This window comes from Parafrankia sp. BMG5.11, from assembly GCF_004337455.1.
The window spans coordinates 551,500-574,236 of the sequence record NZ_SJXI01000027.1 but is presented as its reverse complement, the minus strand read 5'-3'; the positions used below and the strand labels follow the sequence as shown (position 1 = coordinate 574,236).

The following is a 22,737-nucleotide window of genomic DNA, read 5'->3' as shown; positions in this document are numbered from 1 at the left end:
GTTAGAGCCTGCCCCGATGGATCAATTTGCCGCCAAGATAGAGACGCTCGAGCACCACTGGATGCGCGCCTGGATACTGGGTGATCGAACCGCGATGAAATCACTCGCGTCGCGAGAGTTCATCTTTCTGCTCGGGTCGACCAAGCCCGCTATTCTTGATCGGGCCAGCTGGCTTGAGGCTGCCACCACCCGGTTCCGCTGTACCTCGTACCGCTTCGGTGAGGTGTACGTGCGGCGCCATGGCGGGCTCAGCCTGTTCGCCGCGCAACTCACGATGGAGGGGATCATCGGGGACGACGAATGGTCAGGCGCGGGATGGGTTACCGACCTGTGGGCCCGCTCCAAGATCCGGCGCAAGTGGCAGCTCGTCGAGCGAGTCCTGTCCCGTCCGGATGAGGATCGTCGATTTCCGCCCGCCATCCGGTCGATGCAGTTGTGGCGCTGAGCGCAGCCGGCCGGTCAGCCGGCGTCACTCAATCGCCGGTCAAAATCCGATCAACCAGTTCCTTCACGGTCGGCGTGTAGTTGTTCGAATAGAACGGATCCTGGCCGAACCGGTATGCCGCGTGCCCGGCAAACATCAGGTTTTCCGAGATCGGCTCTCCGTGAGCGATGTTCTGCAGCGCTTTCTGAATGCAGAAACTGCGCGGGTCAGCCAACCGTCCGGTGGTGAAGTCATCGTGATCCTTCCAGCTTGAGAACTGGCAATGCGACAGGCAGCCCATGCAGTCCTTCTGATCCTGCCGGATCACGTCGCGGCTCTCTGGCGTGACATAGACGATCGTGTCGTCCGGCGTCTTCAGCGCCTCGGTATATCCGTGCGCGAACCAGGATAGCGCACGCTCATAGTCGGTCGGCGCGACCCAGAAGTTACGACCTCGCACGCCGATATCCAGCTGACGCGTGTGCTCTCCCGCCGCAACTTTGCTGAAGGGGATTTGCCGCTCTGACCGGTGGATCAGGTCGAACAGGAATTCGTTCTTCACCGCGGAGCTGTAGAACCCCGTCGGCGAGAAGCGGTGAAGGAGGACATCACCTTCTTCGATATGGCGAAGCGCTTCCTTCCAGTCATCCGGGATCGGGCTTTCGACAGTGAGCAGCGGACGAGTTCCGAACTGGAAGGCAATCTTCCCCAATTCCGGATTATCGATCCAGTCGTTCCATTCGCGCAGGAACCATACGCCGCCTGCCATCACGATCGCGGTGTCTTCGGACACGCCTTCAGCCCGCATGGTGTCACGCAAGGCTTTCACGCGCGGGTACGGATCCTCAGGCTTCAACGGGTCTTCGGCGTTGGACAAACCGTTATGTCCGCCGGCCAGCCAAGGATCTTCATAGACGACCGCCGCCATCAGGTGCGGGACGCGGCTATAGCTGCGCTTCCACAAAGCCCGGAAGGCGCGCGCTGAGCTTACAATCGGCAGGTAGTGCACATTGTGGCGCTCGGCGATCTCCGCCAGCTTATAGGGCATGCCGGCCCCGCAAGTGACGCCGGTCACCATGCCTTGGGTCTGTTCGAGGACGCTTTCCAGGATCGGCTGAGCCCCGCCCATCTCCCACAACACGTTGATGTTGATCGCGCCCTTGCCGTCGGCAATCTCGTAAGCGCGGCGAACCTGCTCCACCGCACCGTCGATTGCGTACCGCTTCAACTGCTCGTGCCGCTCTGCCCGGGTGAGCGCATCGTACACCTGCGGCACGATCTTGCCTTCGGCGTCGTAGCTGTCGGCGTTCACCGCGCTGACCGTCCCGATGCCCCCGGCCGCAGCCCATGCGCCGGAGCTCATGTGATTGGTGGCAGAAACGCCCTTGCCGCCTTCCACAAGCGGCCAGACTTCGCGTCCGCCATAGACGATCGGCTGCAATCCCTTGAACGCCATCGAGCTTATCTCATCCCAAAGTTGGGCGCGGTAATCAGCGCGCCGCACCGCCGGTCGTTCCCGGCTCTTGCTTGCAGGGCCTGATATCCTGCGGCTCGGGCCGCTTAGCGGCTCGCTTGAACTGTGCATAGTACCCGGCCAACTCGGGCGAGTCCTTGAAAGTCTCTAGTTGGAACCCGACCCGCTCGAATTCGCAGCTGAGCAGCAACGGATCGATGCCGTGCTGATTGGTCGGCCGATCGATGTCGACCACCACGATCCGGCCGTCCTGCTTGAGGCTCGGCCACAAGCGCCAGAGAAAAGCGTAAGGCTCCTGCACCTCGTGATACATGTGAACCATGAACACGCGGTCGAAGCTGTTCGCGGGTAGTTTAGGGTCGTCGGCGGTGCCCAGCCGGATCGATACGTTATCGAGCCGCTCGCGCTCAACCCGCTGAGCGAGCCTGTCCAGCGCCGCGCGATCAATGTCCTGAGCAAGCACCCGGCCGGTACCACCGACTGTTTCCGCCAGTCGGATCGTATAATAGCCTTCGCCCGCGCCGATATCGGCAACCGTCATCCCCGGTCGGATCTCGGCGAGATCCATGACCTTGCGCGCTTCGCCTACGCTGTCGCGCTGATCCTCCGTGGAAAACTGATTGCTGCCAAGATCGGATACCGCGCGCTCGGCCTGCGGGAATGCCAGCGCGGTCTCTGGACGCTCGACCGCCGGGTCTGCCTGATCGCACCCAGTGACCGCGAACAGAGCCAGCGCCAGTAACGCCTCTGTCCGCATCAATCGGCGTCCTCCACATCGACGCTTTCGCCAGTCACCCGCTGTGCCAGGGCCGCGGAGATAAACGGGTCGAGCGCGCCGTCGAGCACATCGTCCGGCGCGGGCGAGGTATACCCCGTCCGCAAGTCTTTCACCATCTGATAGGGTTGCAGAACATAGCTGCGGATCTGATGGCCCCACCCAATGTCGGTCTTGCTTGCGTGTTCCGCGCTGGCTGCCTCTTCGCGCTTGCGCATCTCTTCCTCGAACATGCGCGCCTTAAGCATGTTCATCGCAATTTCGCGGTTCTTGTGCTGGCTGCGGTCGATCTGGCTGGCGACGATGATCCCGCTGGGGATGTGCGTGATGCGCACCGCGCTGTCGGTGGTGTTGACGTGCTGTCCGCCGGCGCCGCTCGCCCGATAGGTATCGATCCGCAGATCGGCCGGATTCACCTCGATCGAGATGTTATCGTCGATGACGGGATAGACCCAGATGGAGCTGAAACTCGTATGCCGCCGAGCGCTCGAATCGTACGGGCTAATGCGCACGAGACGATGCACGCCGCTTTCGGTCTTGGCGTAGCCATAGGCGTTCTCGCCTTTCACCAGCAGGGTCGCACTTTTGATCCCCGCCTGATCACCCGCGTGGTAATCGACCAGATCGACCTTGAACCCGCGCCGCTCGGCCCAGCGGGTATACATCCGCTGCAACATCTCGGCCCAGTCCTGGCTCTCGGTTCCCCCCGCTCCCGCGTGGATCTCGATATAGGTGTCGTTGGCATCCGCTTCGCCTGAGAGCAGCGCCTGTACTTTGTCGGCATCGGCTCGCTCGGCGAGGCGCGCGAGGCTGGCCAGCCCCTCCTGCTCGATCTCCTGATCGCCTTCCGCCTCGCCCATTTCGACGAACTCGATCGCGTCGCCCATTTCTGCGGTGATCTGGTTAACGGTGCCGATGGCGGCGTCGAGCCGGCGGCGCTCCCGCATGACGGCCTCAGCCTCCCTGGGATCGTTCCACAGGTTCGGATCCTCTACCCGCGCGTTCAGCTCGTCGAGCCGGCGCAGGGCGCGCTCCCAATCGAGCGACTGGCGTACAAGCGCCAGCGCGGCTTCGATGCGATCGATGTGGGCCTGCCCTTCGGCACGCATGGAACTAGCCTTTTCAACGGAAGATGGGCCCGCCGCTTAGCCGAGGCGGGTGGGTTGCGAAAGGTGGCGGTGATCAGTTGCGAGGTTTCGCCGGTAGCTTCCTCAACGCCGCCCGCGTCACCGGGCGTGTTCCTTAATCGCCATCGGAACCGAGGAAAGCGATTCGCCCTGGGTGATCGATGATGAAGAGGTGTTTCGTCGCGGTGTGCAGGACGCTTCTCCGCATCAGTAGATGCCGCCCTGTTCCTCGACGAAATCAGCTTTCGCCTCGACCTCGCGTTTTCGGGTTACTGCAGCCGCTTGTGCGTTGACCTGTCGGCCCCGGCGAATGAGTTCGAGAATCTCGTTGCGTTTGGCTGCGACCTCGTCCTGCCGGGTCGCCCGCGGCGGTTCGGTGCTTGGCTTGAACGCTTCCCATATCACCGAAGCTTTCGGTTCATTGGTCGGCCACGCGTCAAACACGCGCCGCCCACTTTGGCGGTCGATCCGCACCATTCGGACGCCGGCGGGCGCGACAAACGGTTCATCGCTCCAGCGATCGCGGGTCGCCTTCACGAAATCGATGAAGATTGGCGCGCCAGTATTGCCACCCTGCACCCAGCCACCAAGATTCCGCGGCTTGTCGAAGCCGATATAGGCGCCAGCGACGATGTCGGGCGAGCCACCGATAAACCACGCGTTGGTCGGCCCCGTTGTGGTTCCCGTCTTTCCAAAAAGTGGGAGGCCCAGTGAAGCCACGCGCACGGCGGTACCGCGCTGGACCACGCCTTCGAGCATGTGGACGACCTGGTAGGCGGTCCGCGGATCCATCACCTGCCGACCCGAAGCGCCCAGTCGCGGCATGGCCGTCCCATCCCATTCGGCCATGTTACAGCGGGCGCACTCACGCTTGTCAGAGCGCCAGATCACTTTCCCCCGGCGATCCTGTACATAATCGATCAATGACGGACTGTGCATCCGACCAAAATTGGCGAGCGTGGCATACGCATTGACCATCTTCAGCACGGTCGTGTCGCCCGCGCCAAGCGCGAACGCCGGATACGGCTTATAGGAACCAATGCCCAGCCGCTCGAAGGTACGGACCACGTTCGGCATCCCGGCGTCCATCGCAATGTGCACCGTCATCAGGTTGCGGCTTTGCTCCAGGCCCCAGCGCATCGTGTGCACGCCGCCGCCGCCGCCGCCGAAGTTACGGAAGCATTTTTCCCCCAGTGCCGCCCCTTGATAGAAACAGTACGACTGATCGGGAACTTCGGTTGCCGGGGTCATGCCTTGGTCCAGGCCAGTCGCATAGACGAACGGTTTGATCGTAGATCCCGGCTGGCGCAGCGCCTGCGTGGCGCGATTGAAGTCGGTCAACCGATGATCAAAGCCACCTTGTAATGCCAGCACCCGGCCCGTGGCCGGCTCTTCTGCGACCATTCCACCCGAAACTTCCGGCACCGATCGAACGGCGTAGGAACTTCCGACAGGCGCCGCGGCGATGACATCGCCTGCTTTCAGAGCATCGGGCATGCCCGTCAGGGGCGCAGTGTCACCGTCTGAAAACCCGATTCGACCGCTGCCGCCGGATCGTTCGACCACGACGCCGACCCGCCAGTCCTTGTAAGAAATGCCAAGCGGAGACGCGGCAAGCTGGGACTGCCAAGTGTCGTCACTAACATCGATCTGCGCAATCGGACCCGACCATCCTTTGCCTGCGCTATACCGGAGAATGCCGCCCCGCAGCGCATCGCGCGCGGCTAGCTGCAATTCCGGATCAAGCGATGTGCGCACCCACAACCCGCCGGCGTAAACGCTGTTCTTGCCGTCTTCCGCGGTTTCGCCGAACTTCGCCATCAGCAGGCGGCGTACTTCCTCGAGAAAATACCCGGCATCCACTGAAGGCACCGCCGAGCGGGAGGGCTTCAGACCGAGTGGCTGCGCCTTGGCCGCGGCCCCTTCCTGCGCGGTGACGAAGTCGTTTGCGACCATCTGATCGAGGACGAAGTTGCGGCGGGTGATCGCCAGGTCTTCGTACCTCGCGCGGCCATAACGCTCCGGCGCCTTCGGCAAGATCGCGAGAAACGCCATCTCGTGCAGATTCAGCTCGCCGACATCCTTGTCGAAATAGGCTCGCGATGCCGCCTGCACGCCGTAGCTGCGCCGGCCCAGCGGAATCTCATTGAGATAGAGTTCGAGGATCTGGGGCTTGGTCAGAACGCCCTCGATGCGCCGCGCGAGGATCATTTCCTTCAGCTTGCGCGTGACCGAATACTCGTCCCCCAGGAGGATGTTCTTCGCCACCTGCTGAGTGATTGTCGATCCGCCGACCGCACGCTCGCCGGAACTGAACTTGGTCGCGTAATCGAATGCTGCGCCGATCGTGCCCGTGATATCGACCCCGCCATGGCTGAAGAACGTCTTGTCCTCGGCCGCGAGAAACGATTCAATCAGCTCTTGCGGGAAATCGGCATATTGCAGCTGCACCCGGCGTTCACGAGCATACGAATGGACGATTTGCCCATCGATGCCCCGCACGATCGTCGGCAGCGGCGGCTCGTAATCAACTAGCGTGTCCGCGCTCGGCAAGTCCCGTGCGAGGATGATCCACCCGATCACCAGCAGAAGCAGGCCACCAGCGATTAAACTCGCAAGCCACCGAAACCATCGCCGTTCGCGCCAGTTGTCGCGAAACCATTGAATTGCGCCATGGGTATCACGGCGAATGCGATACCGGATGTGCTCTAGGGTCGTGCTGTCCGCCATGTGGCGCGCGCCTTAGCATCGCCCGGCGCGTCTAGGGAAGGTCATTCCTGCGCGGACTGGCGCGCGAAATAGATGCGTACGGCGCGCGCCAGCACGACCGCAAACCGCTCGCGCCCCTCCTCGGAAGCGAGGCGCTTGGCGTCTTCTTCGTTGGAGATGAAGCCCGCTTCATACAGCACCGAAGGGACATCGGGCGCGCGTAACACGGCGAGGGAAGCCGACCTGCGCGCCTGGGGGTGAAACTGCAGCACGCCCTGCCCTTCTCGCTCGATGAGGCGGGCAAACTCTTCGCTGTCAGCTTGAACACGCCGTTGAGAGAGTTGCACGAGGATGGAGGTGACCGCTTCGCTCTGACCAGAGAGCGGGACGCCGTTCATTGTGTCGACTGCGTTCTCGCGCATCGCAAATCGGGCGGCCGCCTCACTCGATGCGTCGTCCGACAACGTATAGATACTCGCCCCGGTGACCTGATCTTCACTCCCGGCAGAATCTGCGTGGATCGACACCATGAGGTCGGCGCCGAGTTCGCGAGCGATGGCAAAACGCTCTGCCAAGACGAGGAAGCTGTCGTCGCTCCGCGTCAGCGCCACCCGCACCCCGCCTTCGGCCACAAGCCGGTCACGCAACGCCCGCGCCAAAGCCATGACGAGCTCTTTTTCTTCAAAACCCTGTCCCTGGGCTCCGGGATCGTGACCGCCGTGGCCTGCATCGATGACGATCAGTGGGCGGGAGCGGTCCGGTGGCCCTTCCACTTTCGGCAGGTCGATCGGTTCCCCCGCCGGCGGGAGCTCGAATTTTACGATGTAGCCGCGGCCCAGCGCGGGCACAGGCAAGGTCGTCCCCAAGGCATACAGTATCGCCAGCACCACGACGGGTGCCAGAAACACGAGCAAAAGCTGGCCGCGTAATGACATTGCGCACGATGGTTAAGGCGTTGCCGGGAGGCGGCGCAATATGGTTGCCGAGTTTAACCCACGATGCTAGCAGATGGCCCAACCGGGGCGATCAGCCTTAGAGCTCACTCAAGGCGCGTCGCACGCGCTGGCCGGGGGCCGGCCCGGCCGCTGACCTTCGCAATCGCGGCGGTCCAATACCAGGTTGACGCAAGCGATGAGCTTTCCTTCTCAGCAGACTGTGACGTCGCTTTTCAGCGGTCGCGCGGTTTTGACTGACCGGGGCGCGTACCGCGCACACGAGTGCACCCTTGCAGACACATCATCCCGGCCCGGCGCTGAACAGCGCATGGGCCGGTTCGCTTTCGCCGTCTCGCCTAATGCGTTTGGCGGCGGTCCAACATTAGCGCGCACGCCCCGCCCACCCTTCGATGGAGATCGAGGCCGGCCGGCATGCGCTCGGAGACAATACAATGGCAACGCGCATGCTTATCGATGCGCGCCACCCGGAAGAAACCCGGGTGGCGGTGGTTCAAGGTAACCGGATCGAAGAATTCGATTTCGAGTCTGCCGAACACAAGCAAATCAAGGGCAACATCTACCTCGCCAAGGTCACGCGGGTAGAACCCAGCCTCCAAGCTGCTTTCGTCGATTTCGGGGGCAACCGGCACGGGTTCCTCGCGTTCAGCGAGATCCACCCCGATTACTATCAGATCCCGAAAGAGGACCGCGAGCAACTTCTGGCTGAAGAAGCCGAGGCTGCCGACGAGGAAGCTCGTCTCCGGGCCGAAGAGGAAGAGGAAGGCCACTCCCCCGGCGACGAATACGATGCCGACGATGAAACGGGCGAGCAGCTTGTCGAGGAATTTGCCGAAGACGGCGTCGAAGAAATCGACACTTCGGAAAAGGACGATGTCTCGACAATCGAGGATGGTCAGGTCGACTACGACGATGACGCGAACCCCGGCGATGACGACACTCGCGACGACGAAGGACGCGAAGACGATCGGTCGCGCGGTCGCGGCCGTGGCCGGCGCCAGGGTAAAGGCGGCGGCCGCAGCCGGGCCAAGGAAGTGGACGAAGTTCGCGCGAAGCGGATGGCTCTGCGCCGCCGTTACAAGATTCAGGACGTTATCCAGCGCCGCCAGGTCCTGCTCGTGCAGGTCGTCAAGGAAGAGCGCGGCAACAAAGGCGCCGCGCTGACGACATACCTTAGCCTTGCCGGGCGTTACTGCGTTCTCATGCCCAATTCGAGCCATGGCGGCGGCATCAGCCGCAAGATCAGTTCGGCGGCTGACCGCAAGCGGCTCAAGTCCATCGTCAGTGATCTGTCGCTGCCGCGTTCCATGGGGCTCATCGTTCGCACCGCGGGCCTCCAGCGCACCAAGCCCGAGATCAAGCGGGATTTCGATTACCTTGCGCGTCTGTGGGATGAAATCCGGGAAAACACGCTCAAGTCGGTCGCACCGGCACTGATCCATTCCGACAGCGACCTGATCAAACGGGCAATCCGCGATATCTACAACAAGGAGATCGAGGAGGTCGTCGTCGAAGGCGAGCAGGGGTATCGCGCCGCTCGTGAGTTCATGAAGCTGCTGATGCCCAGCCATGCCCGCCGGGTGAAGGCTTACAGCGATCCGGTTCCGCTGTTTCAGCGTTACGGCGCGGAAGACCAGCTGCGCGCGATGTACGATCCGGTCGTGCAGTTGAAGAGCGGCGGTTATCTGGTGATCAACCCAACCGAGGCGCTGGTGTCGATCGACATCAACTCGGGGCGCTCGACCAAAGAACATGGGATCGAGGCGACCGCGCTCAGCACCAACCTCGAAGCAGCGCGGGAGATTGCCCGCCAACTGCGCCTACGCGACATGGCCGGCCTCGTGGTGATCGATTTCATCGACATGGAATACGGATCGAATGTCCGTAAGGTCGAAAAGGCGATGAAGGACGCGCTCAAGAACGACCGGGCACGCATCCAAGTTGGTCGCATATCCGGCTTCGGGCTTATGGAAATGAGCCGCCAGCGTTTGCGCACCGGCGTTCTGGAAGCCACTACGCGTTCATGCCCGCACTGCGACGGGACCGGTCTCGTCCGTACGGCGTCTTCGGCCGGCCTTAGCGCCCTGCGCTTAATCGAGGACGAAGCGGCCCGGGGCAAGGGTTCTGTCATCAGCCTTTACGCCTCGACCGAAGCTGCAGTGTACCTGCTGAACGCCAAGCGGGCGGATTTGGCCGAGATCGAAGATCGCTACTCCGTGGCCGTGGAAGTCTTGCCAGAGGGCGAGGATGAAGGCGCCAAGATGCGGGTTGCGAGCAGCGGCCCGCGCCCCACCACCCCGCCCAAGTTCGAGCCGATCATTGATGAGGTCGAGGACGATCCCATCGAGGAAGAGGACGAGATCGACGAGGAAACGGAGGAGAGCCGCGTCGACGAAGATACTGATCACTCCCGCAAGAAGCGCCGCCGCCGCGGCGGCAGGAACCGCCGCGACGACCGCGAAGGCGAGAACGGTGCGGAAATGTCTCCGTCAGCCGAAGAGGATGACGAGACCACCGGCGAGGAGACCGACGAACGGAGCGGTTCCGACGAGCCCGAAGGCGACGAGGACAAACCGCGTAAGCGCCGCCGCCGCGGAGGACGCCGCAGGCGGGGGCGTGGCCGCAGCGACGGCGACGAATCCAGCAGCGAAGGCGAAGGCGAGGCTCAGGCCATCGAAGAGACCGTCGGCCAGCAACTGGAGGACGACTTAGCTGTCGTTGCCAAGCCGGACGAGTTGGATGCACCGCAAGCGGAACCCGAAGAGCAGCCCAGGAAGCGCTCGCGCCGCAAGAAAGTGGTGACCGAAGCTTCGCCGACGGCGGAAGAGGCAATTCCGACGGAGGAAAATGCTCCTGAAGCACCAGCGGAAGAAAAGCCGAAACGCAGCCGCCGCAAGAAGGCTGTAGAGGCCGAGGCGCCGGCAGCGGACAGTGCGATCTCAGCGGATGTAGAGAGCGAAGCTCCTGCCAAGCCCAAGCGTACGCGCGCCCGAAAGGCTCCCGCCGCTGAAGCAAGCGCTGCACCGGTGAGCGCCGATCCTGTCACCACTCCGGCAGAAGAAGCTGATCCGGCTACTGAGCCAGCGGAGCAGTCGGGCGAAGAGCCGCGCGGCGGCAAGCGCGGCTGGTGGCAACGCACCTTCGGCGATTAATGAACCAATCTCCCCCGGTTAGTGAACGACCGGGGGAGACTTTCGATAAGCGGGGCCAGCTCAACTGCGGCAGAGCCGAAGGACCTCTGACTAAATCGGTGTGCCTTGCGGAAGGAGCCGCAATCGCACCGCTAGCTTGCCCAGCGAAGCGCGGTCATCCAGCGGAAGCGCAAGGCGCAAAGATGTCCAGATGGACGCAGCGCCGATTGCGATGATCAGCGGGATCGCGACCTCGTCGACAAACGCGATATCCACCACATCGGCGACCACGCCGGCCGTCACCGCAACTGCCGTGACGACCACGATGACCCGGGGAAAGCGCCGATCAAACGGATGCAGATTCTCAGTCAAATAAAGCTGGATCATCGGGATCGTCGCCATCGTGACAAACCCGATAGCCATGGCCAGCGTGATACCGGTGATGGGATCGAGCGGCCCGACCAGCTCGCGTCCTGCGAGGATCGCTACCGCCAGTCCAAACACGCTGGCGGTGATCTGGTGCTTGTAATGAGCGATGACCTGCAGAACCGGCAACGAAATGCCCAGCATCGCCTCCAGCGCGCGGGCAAACACCAGGATGACCACGGCCGCGGCAGCCACGTCCGCCTGCTTTCCAAACAGGCTCAGGATGGAATAGCGGCCGCCCCCTATTACGGCCGCGAGCGGGAATGCGATCGCCACGATCACCCGCACTGCATAGCTGTAGATCGATGCCACCTGTGCCCGGTCGGTCCGCTCGGCACTCGCCGCGAGAGGCGCCATGACATACACGAAGGCGACCCGGACCAGTTGCACAACGCTCGATAGCTTGCGTGCGATGGTGAACAGCCCTGAGGCGCTCGCGCCCGCAGCGCCCGGCAGCAACTGGTTGAGGATAAGCGTCGGAGATTCGCTGAACATACGCGCGACGATATTGCTCGGCAGGACAGACAAGCCCGCGAGCAGCGTGTGCCGCGCGCAGTCTCCCCACCACTTGCCGGCAAACAGCAGGTCAAGCCGGTAATACTGTCTCAGCAACCGTACGCAGAGCCCGGCGGTGATAGCCAGCGAGATGATGTGGGCGATGAACAGGCCCTTCAGGCCCATCCCCAGGAAGAAGAACAGTCCCGCCAGCACCAGCCTGATGATCTGCTCCCACACGATCCGCAGCCGAATCTCTGCGCCGAACACCATGCGAGCCCGCAAAGCTGAGGTCGCGACTTCGACAAAAGCCCATAGCGGCAGGGTCCAGACGAATATGCGCACCGCCGGGATCAACAGATGCTCGTCCTGTTCCGCTACGTTGAGCAGCGGCGCCAGATCGTGGGCGTAGAGCGAAATCAGGCAAGCGACCGCCAGACAGGGGCCGACGCCGAACAGCAGCGCGGTGCGCAGAGCCTCTGCCGCATCGGCATCGCTCGCGGCCTTGGGCACGGTACGCTGCATCGCGCTGGTCATTCCGAGGTCGCAGATATTTTCGATCAGATTGATCGTCGACCACATCACCGCGTACATCCCGTACCCGGCGAGACCGAACATCAGCACGTAGAGCGGCTGCGCCACGATCTCTACTACCGCACCCATTCGGGCGAGGATCGTCGAGCCGAGTCCGCGCGCAACGCGGCGGCTGTCAACGGTCTCGGGGGGAATAGCGGCGTCGCTCATCGGGCTGCGGCCCCCTAGGGGCAAACGCGGCTGAGGGGAAGCGCGCCGTCCGAAAGACGGTTGAAGATGGTCCGGTCCCGCGTGGCGGCCTTGCCCTCGGCCAGCGAGGCGCTAGATAGGCCACGATCCCTTGACCCGAGGAATGCCGACGATGGCCACCTTCACGCTGCCCAAGAATTCGAAGATTACCGGAAAGGGTCGCGCGCATCAGGCGGCGGGCGCCAGCCGCGTCAAATCGTTCAAGATTTATCGCTTCGATCCGGAAAGCGGAGAGAACCCGCGTTATGACACGTTCCAGATCGATCTGGACGACTGCGGTCCGATGGTTCTGGATGCGCTGATCAAGATCAAGAACGAGATCGACCCCACTTTGACCTTCCGCCGGTCCTGCCGCGAGGGGATCTGTGGATCGTGTTCGATGAACATGAACGGCCGCAACGGACTGGCCTGCACGACTGCGATGGAAGATCTCGATGGCGACGTGAAGATCACGCCGCTGCCGGCGATGCAGGTGGTCAAAGACCTGGTGCCGGACTTCAAGCATTTCTACGCCCAGTACGCGTCCATCAAGCCGTGGCTGCAGACCGTCACGCCCACTCCCTCGAACAAGGAACGGCTGCAGACTCCGGAGCAGCGCGAACGGCTCGATGGGCTTTATGAGTGCATCCTGTGCGCATGCTGCTCCAGTTCCTGCCCCAGTTACTGGTGGAATTCCGACCGCTTCCTCGGGCCCGCGATCCTGTTGCAGGCATACCGCTGGCTGGCCGATAGCCGTGACGAGATGACCGGCGAACGGCTGGAGCAGCTGGAAGACCCCTTCCGCCTCTATCGCTGCCACACGATCATGAACTGCGCCAACGTCTGCCCCAAGGGGTTGAGCCCAGCCAAGGCGATCGCCGAGATCAAGAAGCTGCAGGTCGAAAAGCACGCCTGACGTGGACGGGGACAGCGCGGTCTTCGATCACCGCGATCACCCGGACCACCCGGGCTGGAAGACCTGGCGGTTGCGCGATGACACGCGGTTCAATTCGGTCGTTCTTGGCGAGATGATCGTTCGCGTGGAAGGCGACAAATGCCGCCTGCGGATGTTCCCGGAACGCAAGCACACCAACCTGCAGGACATGATCCACGGAGCGATAACCTTGTCGCTCATTGATGTGTCCCTGTTCGCGGCGATGCGGACCCTGACCCACGGCGACGCGGGACCGGCGGTGACGTTGGAGCTGTCCACCCAGTTCATCGGCGCCGGACGACCCGATGAGCCGCTTGATGCGGTGGTGGAAGTCCTGCGGGAGACAGGGCGGATGCTGTTCCTGCGCGGCGATGTGGTTCAGGATGACCGCCTGGTCGCGGCCTTTTCCGGGCTGGTGCGCAAAGCGTCGAAGAAATGAGCGGGCTTTCGGCGCGGTACGATGCGCTCGTCGCAGCAGGCGAATTGCGGCCGGATGCCGATCAGCGAACCGCTGTGACGGCATTGGCCCGCCTGCAAGATCAACTCGAGGCTCCTGGACAAGCCGGCCTTCTGGGCAAGCTGTTCGGACGCAAATCGTCGCGCCCGCGCGGAATTTACCTGTGGGGCGGAGTGGGCCGCGGCAAGTCGATGCTAATGGACCTGTTCGTCGAGACACTCGCGATCCCAGACAAGCGGCGAACGCACTTTCACGCGTTCATGCTGGAGGTGGATAACCTGATCAGGGATGAGCGGGCCAGGGAGGCAGGCGACCCTATCGCTCCCACAGCAGCCCGGATCGCCCGAAACCTGCGCTGCCTTGCCTTCGATGAGATGGTCGTGACCAACACGGCGGATGCGGCGATCATGGCGCGGCTGTTCACCGCGCTGATGGTGGATCAGGGTGTCACGATCGTGACCACCAGCAACCGGCCCCCACATGACCTGTACAAGGACGGGCTGAACCGGTCGCTGTTCCTGCCGTTCATCGCGCTGGTCGAACATCAACTCGACGTGATCCCCCTGGATGGGCCGACCGATTATCGGCTCGAGCGCCTTGCGGGCATTTCGACCTGGCATGCATCGCTGGGCGATGCCGCCACGGCCAGCGTGCGAGAGGCGTTTTTCCGGCTGACCGATTACAACCCGGAAGACGCCGACCATGTACCAAGCGCTCAGCTCGACCTCGGCGGCGGACGTTCCCTGCAAGTGCCCAAAAGTCTGAAGGGTGTCGGGGTTTTCAGCTTCAAACGGCTGTGCGGCGAAAACCGCGGGGCCGCCGATTACCTCGCGATCGCTCACGCGTATCACACCGTGATCGTTGTCGGCATCCCGCTGATGGGTCCCGACAACCGGGACCAGGCGCTGCGGTTCACGAAGCTGGTCGATGCGCTCTACGAAAACAGCGTCAAGCTGTTCGCCACCGCCGCCGGTGAGCCAGGGGACCTTTACCCAGTAGGACCAGGCAGCTTCGAATTTGCGCGGACGGTCAGCCGGTTGGAAGAGATGCGCAGCGCCGACTACATGGCGCGCGGGCACGGGGTTGCGGGTTGAAGGTGCGCCCGGGCGGCGCCACATAGCTTATATTCCGGCGTAAACATCCCGCCGAGGTGGACTGATTTTCGATGATCGACATTCGACCCAAGGCGAGCCTGGCGCACCGCGACCATGGCTGGCTTGAAACCCGCTATCACTTCAGTTTTTCCGACTATCATGATCCGCAGCGCATGGGCTGGGGCGCACTGCGCGTGTGGAACGATGACCGGATCGCGGCGAAGAGCGGTTTCCCCCCTCACCCGCACCGGGACATGGAAATCGTTACGTTCGTACATTCCGGAGCGATCACGCATCAGGACTCGCTTGGTAACCGCGGCCGGACTGGCGCCGGCGATGTCCAGGTGATGAGTGCCGGCACGGGCATCACTCACGCCGAATACAATCTCGAAGACGACGAAACGACGCTGTTCCAGCTGTGGATCATGCCCGATCGCGCCGGTGAACAGCCGAGTTGGGGAGCGCGCGAATTTCCGCGCGGGGAGCGCAGCGGCAGTTGGGTCACGCTCGCTAGCGGCACCCCCGATGCTGACGATGCACTTCCCATTCGTGCCGATGCGAAGGTCCTGGCGGCCACGCTCGGCGTTGGGGAAACCGTGCGCTACACGGCTGATGAGGCCCGGCATCTGTATCTCGTGCCGGTCAACGGCCAGGTGCGAGTGAACGGGCTCCAGGCGTCTGCTCGCGATGGCGTGGCGATCACGGGCGAGAGCGAGATCACGGTCGAAGCGCTCGACGACGTCGAGTTGGTGCTGGTCGACAGCCGCTAGACTACGCCGAGCCGCGAGAGTGAGCGGTCGAGCATCAGAAGCTGCCACAGCAGGCGAGAGTGATCGCTGCGGCCGGAAATGTGCGCTTCTGCGAGCGTAGAAATCCTCGCGCTATCGAACCATCCCGTACGGGCGAGCGAGGCACCGCGAGCGATCGCGCGCGCCTCGCTCGCCAACGGACCGCGCAGCCACTGCGCGATCGGCGTAACGAAGCCCTGCTTGGGCCGATAGAGCACCTCCCGCGGCAGGTAGCGCTCCATCGTGTGTTTCAGCAGCCATTTGCCCTGCCCCCGGCGGATGCGCAGGTTCTCCGGGAGTGCCGCCGCGAATTCGATGAGGCGATGATCGAGCAGCGGCTCTCGCGCTTCAAGGCTCACCGCCATACTGGTGCGATCGGTTTTCGTCAGGACGTCACCGGGCAACCAGAACTTGAGATCCGCATATTGCGCCCGGTCAAGGCCGGATCGTGCGGGCGCGTTGCGCATCAAGTCGACGAAGGGGCGCTCCGCCTGATAGCCGGCGAGGCCACGGCGGAAGGCATCGCTGTATAACTGATTGCGCAGTTCAAGGGCGGTCACCGAAAGGCCGCGCGCATAACCATCTTCCCCGGATGCAGCGAGCGATTGGAAGGTGCTCTTGGCCCGAAAGGCACGCGGTGCCCAGTCCGCTTTCGGCCAGGCGCGCCCCAGCGCGCCGAAGACGGATGAGCGCACCGATTGCGGCAATACAGCCCGGGCCCGTTCCTCAGCGGCGTGGAACCGGTGGCGGCGGTAACCTGCGAAAGCTTCATCCGCCCCATCTCCCGACAGCGCGACCGTAACCGTCTCGCGCGCTAGTTCGCACACGCGCAGAGTGGGCAGCGCGGAAGCGTCGGCGAAGGGTTCGTCGAACATGGCCGCAAGCCGATCGATCTCGCCGAACTCATCCGCCGAAACGATCCGCTCGCGATGATCGGTGGCGAACCTTTCGGCAATCTGCCGGGCATAGGCTGTCTCGTCGAGCGATGCTTCGTCGAAACCGATCGAACAGGTTCGCACCGGAGCGGACGAAACCTCCGCCATCAACGCGACCACGCTGGAGCTGTCGACCCCGCCGGAGAGGAACGCGCCGAGCGGCACGTCGGCGACCATGCGGCTGCTGACAGCCTCCCGCAGGTGAAAGAGAAGTTCGGCCTCAAGGTCGGCCGCTTTGTCCTTCCGCCGATCAGCGAACGAAACGTCCCACCACCGAACGGGGCCCGCCGGAGGTGCATCGTGTTTCAGCAGTCGGTAGTGTCCCGCCGGCAGCTTCTCCACTCCCGCCAAGATCGAGCGATGGTCGGGCACGTACCCCCAGGTGAGGTAGTCTTCGACCGCAAGCGGATCGACCGAGCGGCGCAGCAACGGGTGGGCGAGAAGTCCCTTGAGTTCCGAAGCGAAAGCCAGGCTGCCATCGCTGAGCATGGCTGTGAACAGGGGCTTCACGCCCAGCCGGTCGCGGGCCAGGAACAACTCTCGCCGCTCCGTATCGTAGATAGCGAAAGCGAACATTCCGTGCAGCTTGTCGAGGCACCGCGGTCCCCATTGCTGCCATGCCGCCAGGATGACCTCGCTGTCTCCATGGGTGTCAAAGCGGGCGCCCAGCCCTTCAAGCTCGCGGCGCAACTCGCGAAAATTGTAGATCTCGCCATTAAATACCAACATGGCCCGACGATCGGGCGAGGCCATGGGCTGCGGCGACCCCGCCAGATCGATGATCGACAGCCGGCGGTGGCCCAACGCTACGCCCGGCGCACTCCACACCCCTGCGCCATCAGGCCCGCGGTGCGCGATTGCATCGCACATCTTGGTCACCCGCGCCGGATCGACCGGCTTGGGCGTGCCGCAATGAAATATCCCCGCAATTCCGCACATGCCGCCGGCCCTAGATCAGGCGCGCAAGAACGGCAAAAGCTGCGGCGATCACGCAGAGCAGCACGAGCGCGAGGTCAGGTGCGATTACACCCGCGGGAAATCGCTGGGCGATCGCGTCGGCCTCGGTCGCCGAAAGCCCGGCATCCGCCGGATCGCGGTCGATGAACCGCCACCCGACCCCAAGCACTAGCGCGATCACGAGAGCGAAAAACACCCAGCCATAGACGATGTGATCAAAGCCCCCGGCGCGCTCGGCGCCGATGTACTGGGCCACAAAGATGGTTGCCCATGCGCGTATTCCGTTTGCCACCACCGATACGCACGCCGCGGCAAGGACGAAGATCACGCGCCTCTTCCAGCTGGTAAAGGAGGTCCAGGCAACCAGCGTGGCGAGCGCTACCATCGCGATGAGAAATTTTACCCCGGAACATTCCTCGGCAACGACAAAACGCCCCGCAGGAGTATCGATGAACAACCCATTTGAGATCGCGGGGACTCCGCTCGCATGTGTCAAAGCCACTGCGATGCGTGCGGTCAATTGCTGCAGGGGCGCGATGATCTCATCCCCGAATGGCACCAGGAACAACGAGTAGGCGACCGGGAACGCCGATATAAGCATCACCCGCATCCCGCAGATGGTCATCACGGTAGCGGACATCGCGGCGACGGCGCCGAACTGAGCGACAAGATTGATCCCTGCCGCTCGGCCGCACAACCAGATCAACAGGCTGCCGCAAAGAAGGCCAAGTCCAGGGACGCAAGCCGAGAAGCTGGACTTGGATAACTCGGTCCGCCGCAGCCAGATCAGCCACACGAGAATCGGCGGAATCAGCAGAATGTGAGCGTAAGTGTCACTGTTCCACCATTGGTGCGCCATCTCGCCCCACTCACGCGCGGTCAGTACGAACAGCGCGACCCATCCTGCGGCGAGGCGCAGGAGCAGCGATTTCCAATCATCATCGGCGACTGCTGCCGGGCGGAGGGTCGAGCTGTCAGGCGGCATGGCGATCGCGCTGCGCAGCCCGGCCCATGATGCCGGCGAGTGGCGCAAGAGCGGTGGGCCAGCTCTTCTCCTGCACTACGAACTTGCGCGCGGCAGCGCCCATGTCCTGCGCCGTAATCGTATTGCCAAGGAGGCCGATCGCGCGTTCGATGAGCGCTGCATCGTCGCTGCCTACCGCCATGTGCTCGCCATCGGTCGCGTTGATGCCTGTCGCGGCTTCGGGAGACAGGACGACCGGGCGCGCCATCGCCATCGCTTCCAGCACCTTGTTCTGCACGCCGCGAGCAATGGTAAGCGGAGCAAGTACGAGGCTGCATGCCGCCAGAAATGGGCGCACGTCACGCACCTCGCCCCACACCCGGGTGCCGTTCAGCCCGTCGAGGGAACGCACTTTTGCTGAGGGTGCGCGACCCACGATGTGAAATGTGGCGGACGGGTACGTCGCGCGGATCGCCGGCATCAGCTGCATGGCCGCCCGCCGGACTGCATCGACGTTGGGCAGGTAATCCATCTGCCCGGTAAACAGCAGGTGCGGACCGCGGTCTTGCATCAGAGCCGCTTCAGGCTTCGTCGCCTGGGGATCGAACAGGTCAGTATCGATACCGTTGCCAAGAGCAACCACGTCAGAATTGACGTGGCCGGTGCGGCTGCGGAACAGTGCGGCCTCTGCATCGGAGATCAGCAGCACGGTATCGGCGCGGTTTGCGAGCTGGCGCTCTTCGGCTGCCAGCAACCGCCCCTCCCGCTCGTCGATCCACGCGCGCGGGCCGGTGCGCTGGTGCGCGTAGGCCTCGAACTTGGCAGAATCGACATCGCACAGGTCGACCACCAGCCGGCCCCCGAAAGAGCGCGGCACGTATTGTCCCATTTGCCCGGAAAAAACGAAGATCGTGTCGATCGGTCTCCGCGCTAGCGTATCCTCGATCCATTGCCGGAGAGGGTCGCTGGCGAATGCGGTCAGGCTGACGGGTTTTCCGGACGCTATTGCGCGCAAACCCGCCGAGATCAGGTTCATGGGTCGCCGCTGCAGAGAATAGCTGGCGCATACTTCAGCCAAGAGCGGTTCCGCGGCGAAATCGGCACTCTCGCCAAGGGTCGCCACATGCACCGGCCCTAATTCGGCGACTGCCTTGAGCAAATGATGCGAGCGGATCTTGTCGCCCCGATCGGGCGGAAACGGAATGCGATGGGCGATGAACAGAGTCTCGCCCATCACGCAAGCCCGCGGGCGATGATCGGTCCCAGGCGGTTGGCGACCGGGAGCGGCAGACGCTTCCACAGCGCGATCTTGCCCGAATACACTTCGCTGGTTGGATCGATGTCGCGCGCTGCTTCACCGGGCATTTGCCAGATTGCATAGGTCAGCGGTTCGGGCGTGAAGCCCCAGTTCTTCTTATAGGCAAAGGCGCCGCTACCGACCTTGGATCGCCCGAAATCGAATGTGCCGCATCCGCGCCGGCGGGCATGGCCCATCAATTCGAAATACAGCCGCTCGTTTGCTCGCGACGCGCGGGCGGCGTGGGTGCCCCCGCCCCAGTACGGATACGCCACCCCCCGGTGGTAAACCGTAAGAACGGCCGCAACCGGCTTATGTTCGAGCGAGATCGTAAGGATATCGGCATCGGAACCGAAACCATCCAGAACCGCATCAAAGAGCGCACGCGGGAATACAGGGGTGCCTAGGTTGCGCACGCTTTCGCAATAGACGGCATAGTGCTTCCGCCGGTCTTCGTCGCTCGTTCCGACCGTTACGGCGAAAGGCTGCTGCAGACCTTTGCGCACCTCGGCGCGCTGTTTGCGCGGGATGGCCAGCAGCTGCGCATCGTCGCTTTCCGCCAGAGGAGCCGCGAAGTTCGCATGCTTGCCGGTGACCTGCCGCCATCCTTCCTCGATATCGGCGCAGCGCAACTCAACCGAAGAGCAGGACAGCCGTTGGGCAAGCTCAATCGCGGCTTTGGTGAGTTGCTGAACCGTTGCTTCGCTGTCGGCGACAGCGCCGCCGCCAACCGCAAACGCACTAGAAACCAGTGTGGGGGGAAATAGCGGCGATCGCACTTCAGTGACCGGTAGCCAACCGGTCAAGTTGCCGCCCCTCTCTGCAATCAGTCCGAGTGCTCGCTGCCCGGTCCCCCGTTCGACGGCGCGAAGCCAAGCTGGCCGATGGAACGGGGTCCCCTCCCTTTCGACGACGAAACGTTCGATCCGCGCGAGTTCGCCCGGATCGGTCAGGTCGGCCAGAGTGACGGTCTCCAGCGGCGGAGTGAAGGGCGCGTTCATGCCGCAAGGCTGCTGGCGATTGCTGCCTCGCGGTGTGCCAGCACGTCCATCCGGCCCCATTCGAACTCGCGCACCAGCTCGGCCAGCTTGCCCGCCATCTTGTCGAGGTTCGTATAGTGCCGCAACCGGGAACGGACCGAGGCATTCGGCACGCGCGGCTGCTTCGGATCGATCTCCCAGGGGTGGAAGTAGAACACGGCCGGCCGCCGGTCCTGACGATTGACTTGCCGGATCGCCCAGCGGCTGAAGGCGTAGGGCAGCACCCGGAAAAAGCCCCCTCCGCCAGCCGCCACGCGCCGACCACCAAGAATCGCGGTGGTCACCGGAATCTCCACCAGCGGGTGCCAAGGCAGCGGATTGAAGGCGAACCGCGGCGCCTCCCGCCAACCATAGTGATCGTGAGTCACCGGCGCGACGGAGGAACTGTAGGCGTACCCCTGTTCGGCGAGTTCGGCATAAGCCCACGGGGTGCGCTGATCGATCGAGAAGCTGGGCGCCCGGTAACCGGTAACGGCCGCCCCCGAAGAATCTTCCAGTGCCTGGCGCGCGCGCTTCAGATCGGCGCCGAAGCTTTTGCGATCCAGCGTGAACACGCGCGCATGATCCCAACCGTGACTGGCAACCTCGTGCCCTTCCTCGGCGATGCGGCGGATCAGCGCTCCATGGCGCTGCGCCACCCAACCGAGCGTGAAGAAAGTCGCCTTTACCTCGGCTGCCGCGAACATATCGAGGACGCGCAGCACATTGTCGCTCACGCGCAGCGGCAAGCTGTCCCAAGTGTCCCGCGCGATCACGTCTTCAAAGGCGCCCACCTGGAACCAGTCCTCGACGTCGACCGAGAGCCCGTTGACGATCCTGGAATGGGGGATGGTCATCGACGCCCGTCACGCCGCCGCGCGCGGAGAGGCATCTTCGAACCATTCGATCAGCATGGTCAGGACGTGGCGGACGGCGTCTTCCTGATCGGCGATCCGCTGCTCCATTCGTTCGAAACGTGCGGACCATTCGCTGTTCGCCAAGTCATCGTTGGCTGGGCGTTCCTCCGCCAACTCGTCAATCGCGCGGCGCAGCTCCATGATCTGTGCATCACGTTCTGCGAGCAGATCCTCGATCCCAGCAGCGGGGGCTGCTCCTTTGGCGCTAGTGGAAACGTGCCGCTGCTCTCCGGCGGGCGCGGCAGGTATAGTGCCGGCCCGCGGTACGGCGGCCGGTATGACGTTGTCGCCGGCCATCTCCTTGCGAACCGCAGCGAGCATGGCGGCGTCGATCCGGGTGCGCTGTTCCACTGCGCCCAGCAACATGAGCCGACTCATGAGCTGATTGACCTTGCGAGGGATGCCGCCGGTCGCCTCGAAAAGCTCCGCGAAAACCCGCTGATCGAACGCCGGGTGGCATTTCCAGCCGACGCACTGCAGCCGGTGGCTGACATACGGTTCGATTTCGCTCGGACCCATTGCGTCGAGGTGGTGAGCGGCAATGACGCGCTGGCGCAATTGTTCGAGCGCCGGGTGCTCAGCCAGCATCCGTTTGAATTCGGGCTGGCCCAGCAGCAGGGTCTGGAGCAGCGGATGTGATCCGAGCTGGAAGTTTGACAGCATCCGCAACTCTTCCAGCGCCTCGACGCTGAGGTTCTGAGATTCGTCGACAACCAGCAGACAGCGGCGGCCCGCGCGCGCTTCGTCATGCAGGAACCCTTCGATCGCGGCGAGCGCGGAGGCCTTGTCGTGGCCGTCGATGTCGAGGCCAAAACTTTGCGCGGCGACATGGACGAGCTCTTCACCATCCAGGTTGCTGGTGACGATCTGCCCAACTGTTAGCTGCGCAGGATCGACCTTGCGCATCAGGTGCGCGACCAGCGTCGACTTGCCTGCGCCCACTTCACCGGTGATGACGATGAAGCCTTCCCCCTGTGACAGGCCATAGCCGAGGTAGCTCAGCGCTTTGCGGTGAGTGGCGCTCTCGAAATAGAACTGCGGGTCAGGGGTAAGCTGAAAGGGCCGCCCGCTCAGAGCGTAAAAGTCGTCGAACATATCA

Annotated in this window: 18 protein-coding genes; 6 read left to right on the top strand and 12 right to left on the bottom strand. The window is 63.3% G+C overall.

What is annotated here, in order from left to right:
* Nucleotides 1-16 precede the first annotated feature (16 nt).
* The gene (locus tag E0504_RS20755) at nt 17-445 is read left to right on the top strand and encodes a DUF4440 domain-containing protein (RefSeq protein ID WP_131625614.1); all 429 of its coding nucleotides are present in this window, start codon (nt 17-19) and stop codon (nt 443-445) included.
* A gap of 28 nt (nt 446-473) precedes the next feature.
* Here the strand turns inward: E0504_RS20755 and E0504_RS20750 are convergent, their stop codons facing one another.
* The 5 genes from E0504_RS20750 to E0504_RS20730 form a co-directional block, all read right to left on the bottom strand.
* Entirely contained in the window at nt 474-1,880 is a 1,407-nt protein-coding gene (locus E0504_RS20750) for a nitronate monooxygenase family protein (RefSeq protein ID WP_131625613.1), read from the bottom strand.
* A 34-nt stretch (nt 1,881-1,914) separates the two neighbouring features.
* Complete coding sequence (locus E0504_RS20745) at nt 1,915-2,655, bottom strand: class I SAM-dependent methyltransferase (protein WP_131625612.1); 741 nt, start codon at nt 2,653-2,655, stop codon at nt 1,915-1,917.
* Nucleotides 2,655-3,782, bottom strand: a complete 1,128-nt coding sequence (gene prfB / locus E0504_RS20740; protein ID WP_131625611.1) for a peptide chain release factor 2 — start codon at nt 3,780-3,782, stop codon at nt 2,655-2,657. Before prfB ends, E0504_RS20745 begins: the two co-directional genes overlap by 1 nt.
* Before the next feature lie 225 nt (nt 3,783-4,007).
* On the bottom strand, nt 4,008-6,530 hold the full coding sequence (locus E0504_RS20735; protein WP_131625610.1) for a penicillin-binding protein 1A: 2,523 nt from the start codon (nt 6,528-6,530) through the stop codon (nt 4,008-4,010).
* 41 nt (nt 6,531-6,571) lie between these two features.
* On the bottom strand, nt 6,572-7,444 hold the full coding sequence (locus tag E0504_RS20730) for an N-acetylmuramoyl-L-alanine amidase (RefSeq protein ID WP_131625609.1): 873 nt from the start codon (nt 7,442-7,444) through the stop codon (nt 6,572-6,574).
* A 452-nt stretch (nt 7,445-7,896) separates the two neighbouring features.
* Here E0504_RS20730 and E0504_RS20725 point away from each other — a divergent pair, with 452 nt between their 5' ends.
* Complete coding sequence (locus E0504_RS20725; protein WP_131625733.1) at nt 7,897-10,614, top strand: ribonuclease E/G; 2,718 nt, start codon at nt 7,897-7,899, stop codon at nt 10,612-10,614.
* Between the two features lie 90 nt (nt 10,615-10,704).
* Here the strand turns inward: E0504_RS20725 and E0504_RS20720 are convergent, their stop codons facing one another.
* Nucleotides 10,705-12,258, bottom strand: coding sequence for a lipopolysaccharide biosynthesis protein (locus E0504_RS20720; RefSeq protein WP_131625608.1), 1,554 nt, complete (start codon nt 12,256-12,258; stop codon nt 10,705-10,707).
* Between the two features lie 151 nt (nt 12,259-12,409).
* On the opposite strand from E0504_RS20720, the gene E0504_RS20715 reads away from it, so the two are divergent.
* From E0504_RS20715 to E0504_RS20700, 4 genes are all read left to right on the top strand, one after another.
* The gene (locus E0504_RS20715; protein WP_131625607.1) at nt 12,410-13,192 is read left to right on the top strand and encodes a succinate dehydrogenase iron-sulfur subunit; all 783 of its coding nucleotides are present in this window, start codon (nt 12,410-12,412) and stop codon (nt 13,190-13,192) included.
* A gap of 1 nt (nt 13,193) precedes the next feature.
* Nucleotides 13,194-13,649, top strand: coding sequence for a PaaI family thioesterase (locus E0504_RS20710; protein ID WP_207974550.1), 456 nt, complete (start codon nt 13,194-13,196; stop codon nt 13,647-13,649).
* Nucleotides 13,646-14,761, top strand: coding sequence for a cell division protein ZapE (gene zapE / locus E0504_RS20705; protein WP_131625606.1), 1,116 nt, complete (start codon nt 13,646-13,648; stop codon nt 14,759-14,761). Before E0504_RS20710 ends, zapE begins: the two co-directional genes overlap by 4 nt.
* Before the next feature lie 71 nt (nt 14,762-14,832).
* Nucleotides 14,833-15,531: a pirin family protein gene (locus tag E0504_RS20700; RefSeq protein ID WP_131625605.1), complete on the top strand. Its 699-nt coding sequence runs from the start codon at nt 14,833-14,835 to the stop codon at nt 15,529-15,531.
* Here the strand turns inward: E0504_RS20700 and E0504_RS20695 are convergent.
* The 6 genes from E0504_RS20695 to E0504_RS20670 are packed head-to-tail and all read right to left on the bottom strand — an operon-like array spanning nt 15,528 to nt 22,733.
* On the bottom strand, nt 15,528-17,423 hold the full coding sequence (locus E0504_RS20695; RefSeq protein ID WP_131625604.1) for an XrtA/PEP-CTERM system amidotransferase: 1,896 nt from the start codon (nt 17,421-17,423) through the stop codon (nt 15,528-15,530). The genes E0504_RS20700 and E0504_RS20695 overlap by 4 nt on opposite strands.
* Nucleotides 17,424-17,433: 10 nt before the next feature.
* Nucleotides 17,434-18,426, bottom strand: a complete 993-nt coding sequence (xrtA, locus tag E0504_RS20690; RefSeq protein WP_131625603.1) for an exosortase A — start codon at nt 18,424-18,426, stop codon at nt 17,434-17,436.
* The gene (locus E0504_RS20685; RefSeq protein ID WP_131625602.1) at nt 18,416-19,639 is read right to left on the bottom strand and encodes a TIGR03087 family PEP-CTERM/XrtA system glycosyltransferase; all 1,224 of its coding nucleotides are present in this window, start codon (nt 19,637-19,639) and stop codon (nt 18,416-18,418) included. Before E0504_RS20685 ends, xrtA begins: the two co-directional genes overlap by 11 nt.
* A complete protein-coding gene (locus E0504_RS20680; RefSeq protein ID WP_131625601.1) occupies nt 19,639-20,703 on the bottom strand; it encodes a FemAB family XrtA/PEP-CTERM system-associated protein in 1,065 nt (354 codons plus the stop codon). Before E0504_RS20680 ends, E0504_RS20685 begins: the two co-directional genes overlap by 1 nt.
* Nucleotides 20,700-21,578, bottom strand: coding sequence for an XrtA system polysaccharide deacetylase (locus tag E0504_RS20675; RefSeq protein ID WP_207974549.1), 879 nt, complete (start codon nt 21,576-21,578; stop codon nt 20,700-20,702). Before E0504_RS20675 ends, E0504_RS20680 begins: the two co-directional genes overlap by 4 nt.
* Nucleotides 21,579-21,587: 9 nt before the next feature.
* Nucleotides 21,588-22,733, bottom strand: coding sequence for an XrtA/PEP-CTERM system-associated ATPase (locus E0504_RS20670; protein ID WP_131625600.1), 1,146 nt, complete (start codon nt 22,731-22,733; stop codon nt 21,588-21,590).
* Nucleotides 22,734-22,737 lie beyond the last annotated feature (4 nt).

What these genes read in the sequence shown, in the direction of transcription:
- E0504_RS20755 (WP_131625614.1), top strand. Translation starts at nt 17, where the DNA reads ATGGATCAATTTGCCGCCAAGATAGAGACGCTCGAGCACCACTGGATG.
- E0504_RS20750 (WP_131625613.1), bottom strand. Translation starts at nt 1,880, where the DNA reads ATGGCGTTCAAGGGATTGCAGCCGATCGTCTATGGCGGACGCGAAGTC.
- E0504_RS20745 (WP_131625612.1), bottom strand. Translation starts at nt 2,655, where the DNA reads ATGCGGACAGAGGCGTTACTGGCGCTGGCTCTGTTCGCGGTCACTGGG.
- prfB (WP_131625611.1), bottom strand. Translation starts at nt 3,782, where the DNA reads ATGCGTGCCGAAGGGCAGGCCCACATCGATCGCATCGAAGCCGCGCTG.
- E0504_RS20735 (WP_131625610.1), bottom strand. Translation starts at nt 6,530, where the DNA reads ATGGCGGACAGCACGACCCTAGAGCACATCCGGTATCGCATTCGCCGT.
- E0504_RS20730 (WP_131625609.1), bottom strand. Translation starts at nt 7,444, where the DNA reads ATGTCATTACGCGGCCAGCTTTTGCTCGTGTTTCTGGCACCCGTCGTG.
- E0504_RS20725 (WP_131625733.1), top strand. Translation starts at nt 7,897, where the DNA reads ATGGCAACGCGCATGCTTATCGATGCGCGCCACCCGGAAGAAACCCGG.
- E0504_RS20720 (WP_131625608.1), bottom strand. Translation starts at nt 12,258, where the DNA reads ATGAGCGACGCCGCTATTCCCCCCGAGACCGTTGACAGCCGCCGCGTT.
- E0504_RS20715 (WP_131625607.1), top strand. Translation starts at nt 12,410, where the DNA reads ATGGCCACCTTCACGCTGCCCAAGAATTCGAAGATTACCGGAAAGGGT.
- zapE (WP_131625606.1), top strand. Translation starts at nt 13,646, where the DNA reads ATGAGCGGGCTTTCGGCGCGGTACGATGCGCTCGTCGCAGCAGGCGAA.
- E0504_RS20700 (WP_131625605.1), top strand. Translation starts at nt 14,833, where the DNA reads ATGATCGACATTCGACCCAAGGCGAGCCTGGCGCACCGCGACCATGGC.
- E0504_RS20695 (WP_131625604.1), bottom strand. Translation starts at nt 17,423, where the DNA reads ATGTGCGGAATTGCGGGGATATTTCATTGCGGCACGCCCAAGCCGGTC.
- xrtA (WP_131625603.1), bottom strand. Translation starts at nt 18,426, where the DNA reads ATGCCGCCTGACAGCTCGACCCTCCGCCCGGCAGCAGTCGCCGATGAT.
- E0504_RS20685 (WP_131625602.1), bottom strand. Translation starts at nt 19,639, where the DNA reads ATGGGCGAGACTCTGTTCATCGCCCATCGCATTCCGTTTCCGCCCGAT.
- E0504_RS20680 (WP_131625601.1), bottom strand. Translation starts at nt 20,703, where the DNA reads ATGAACGCGCCCTTCACTCCGCCGCTGGAGACCGTCACTCTGGCCGAC.
- E0504_RS20675 (WP_207974549.1), bottom strand. Translation starts at nt 21,578, where the DNA reads ATGACCATCCCCCATTCCAGGATCGTCAACGGGCTCTCGGTCGACGTC.
- E0504_RS20670 (WP_131625600.1), bottom strand. Translation starts at nt 22,733, where the DNA reads ATGTTCGACGACTTTTACGCTCTGAGCGGGCGGCCCTTTCAGCTTACC.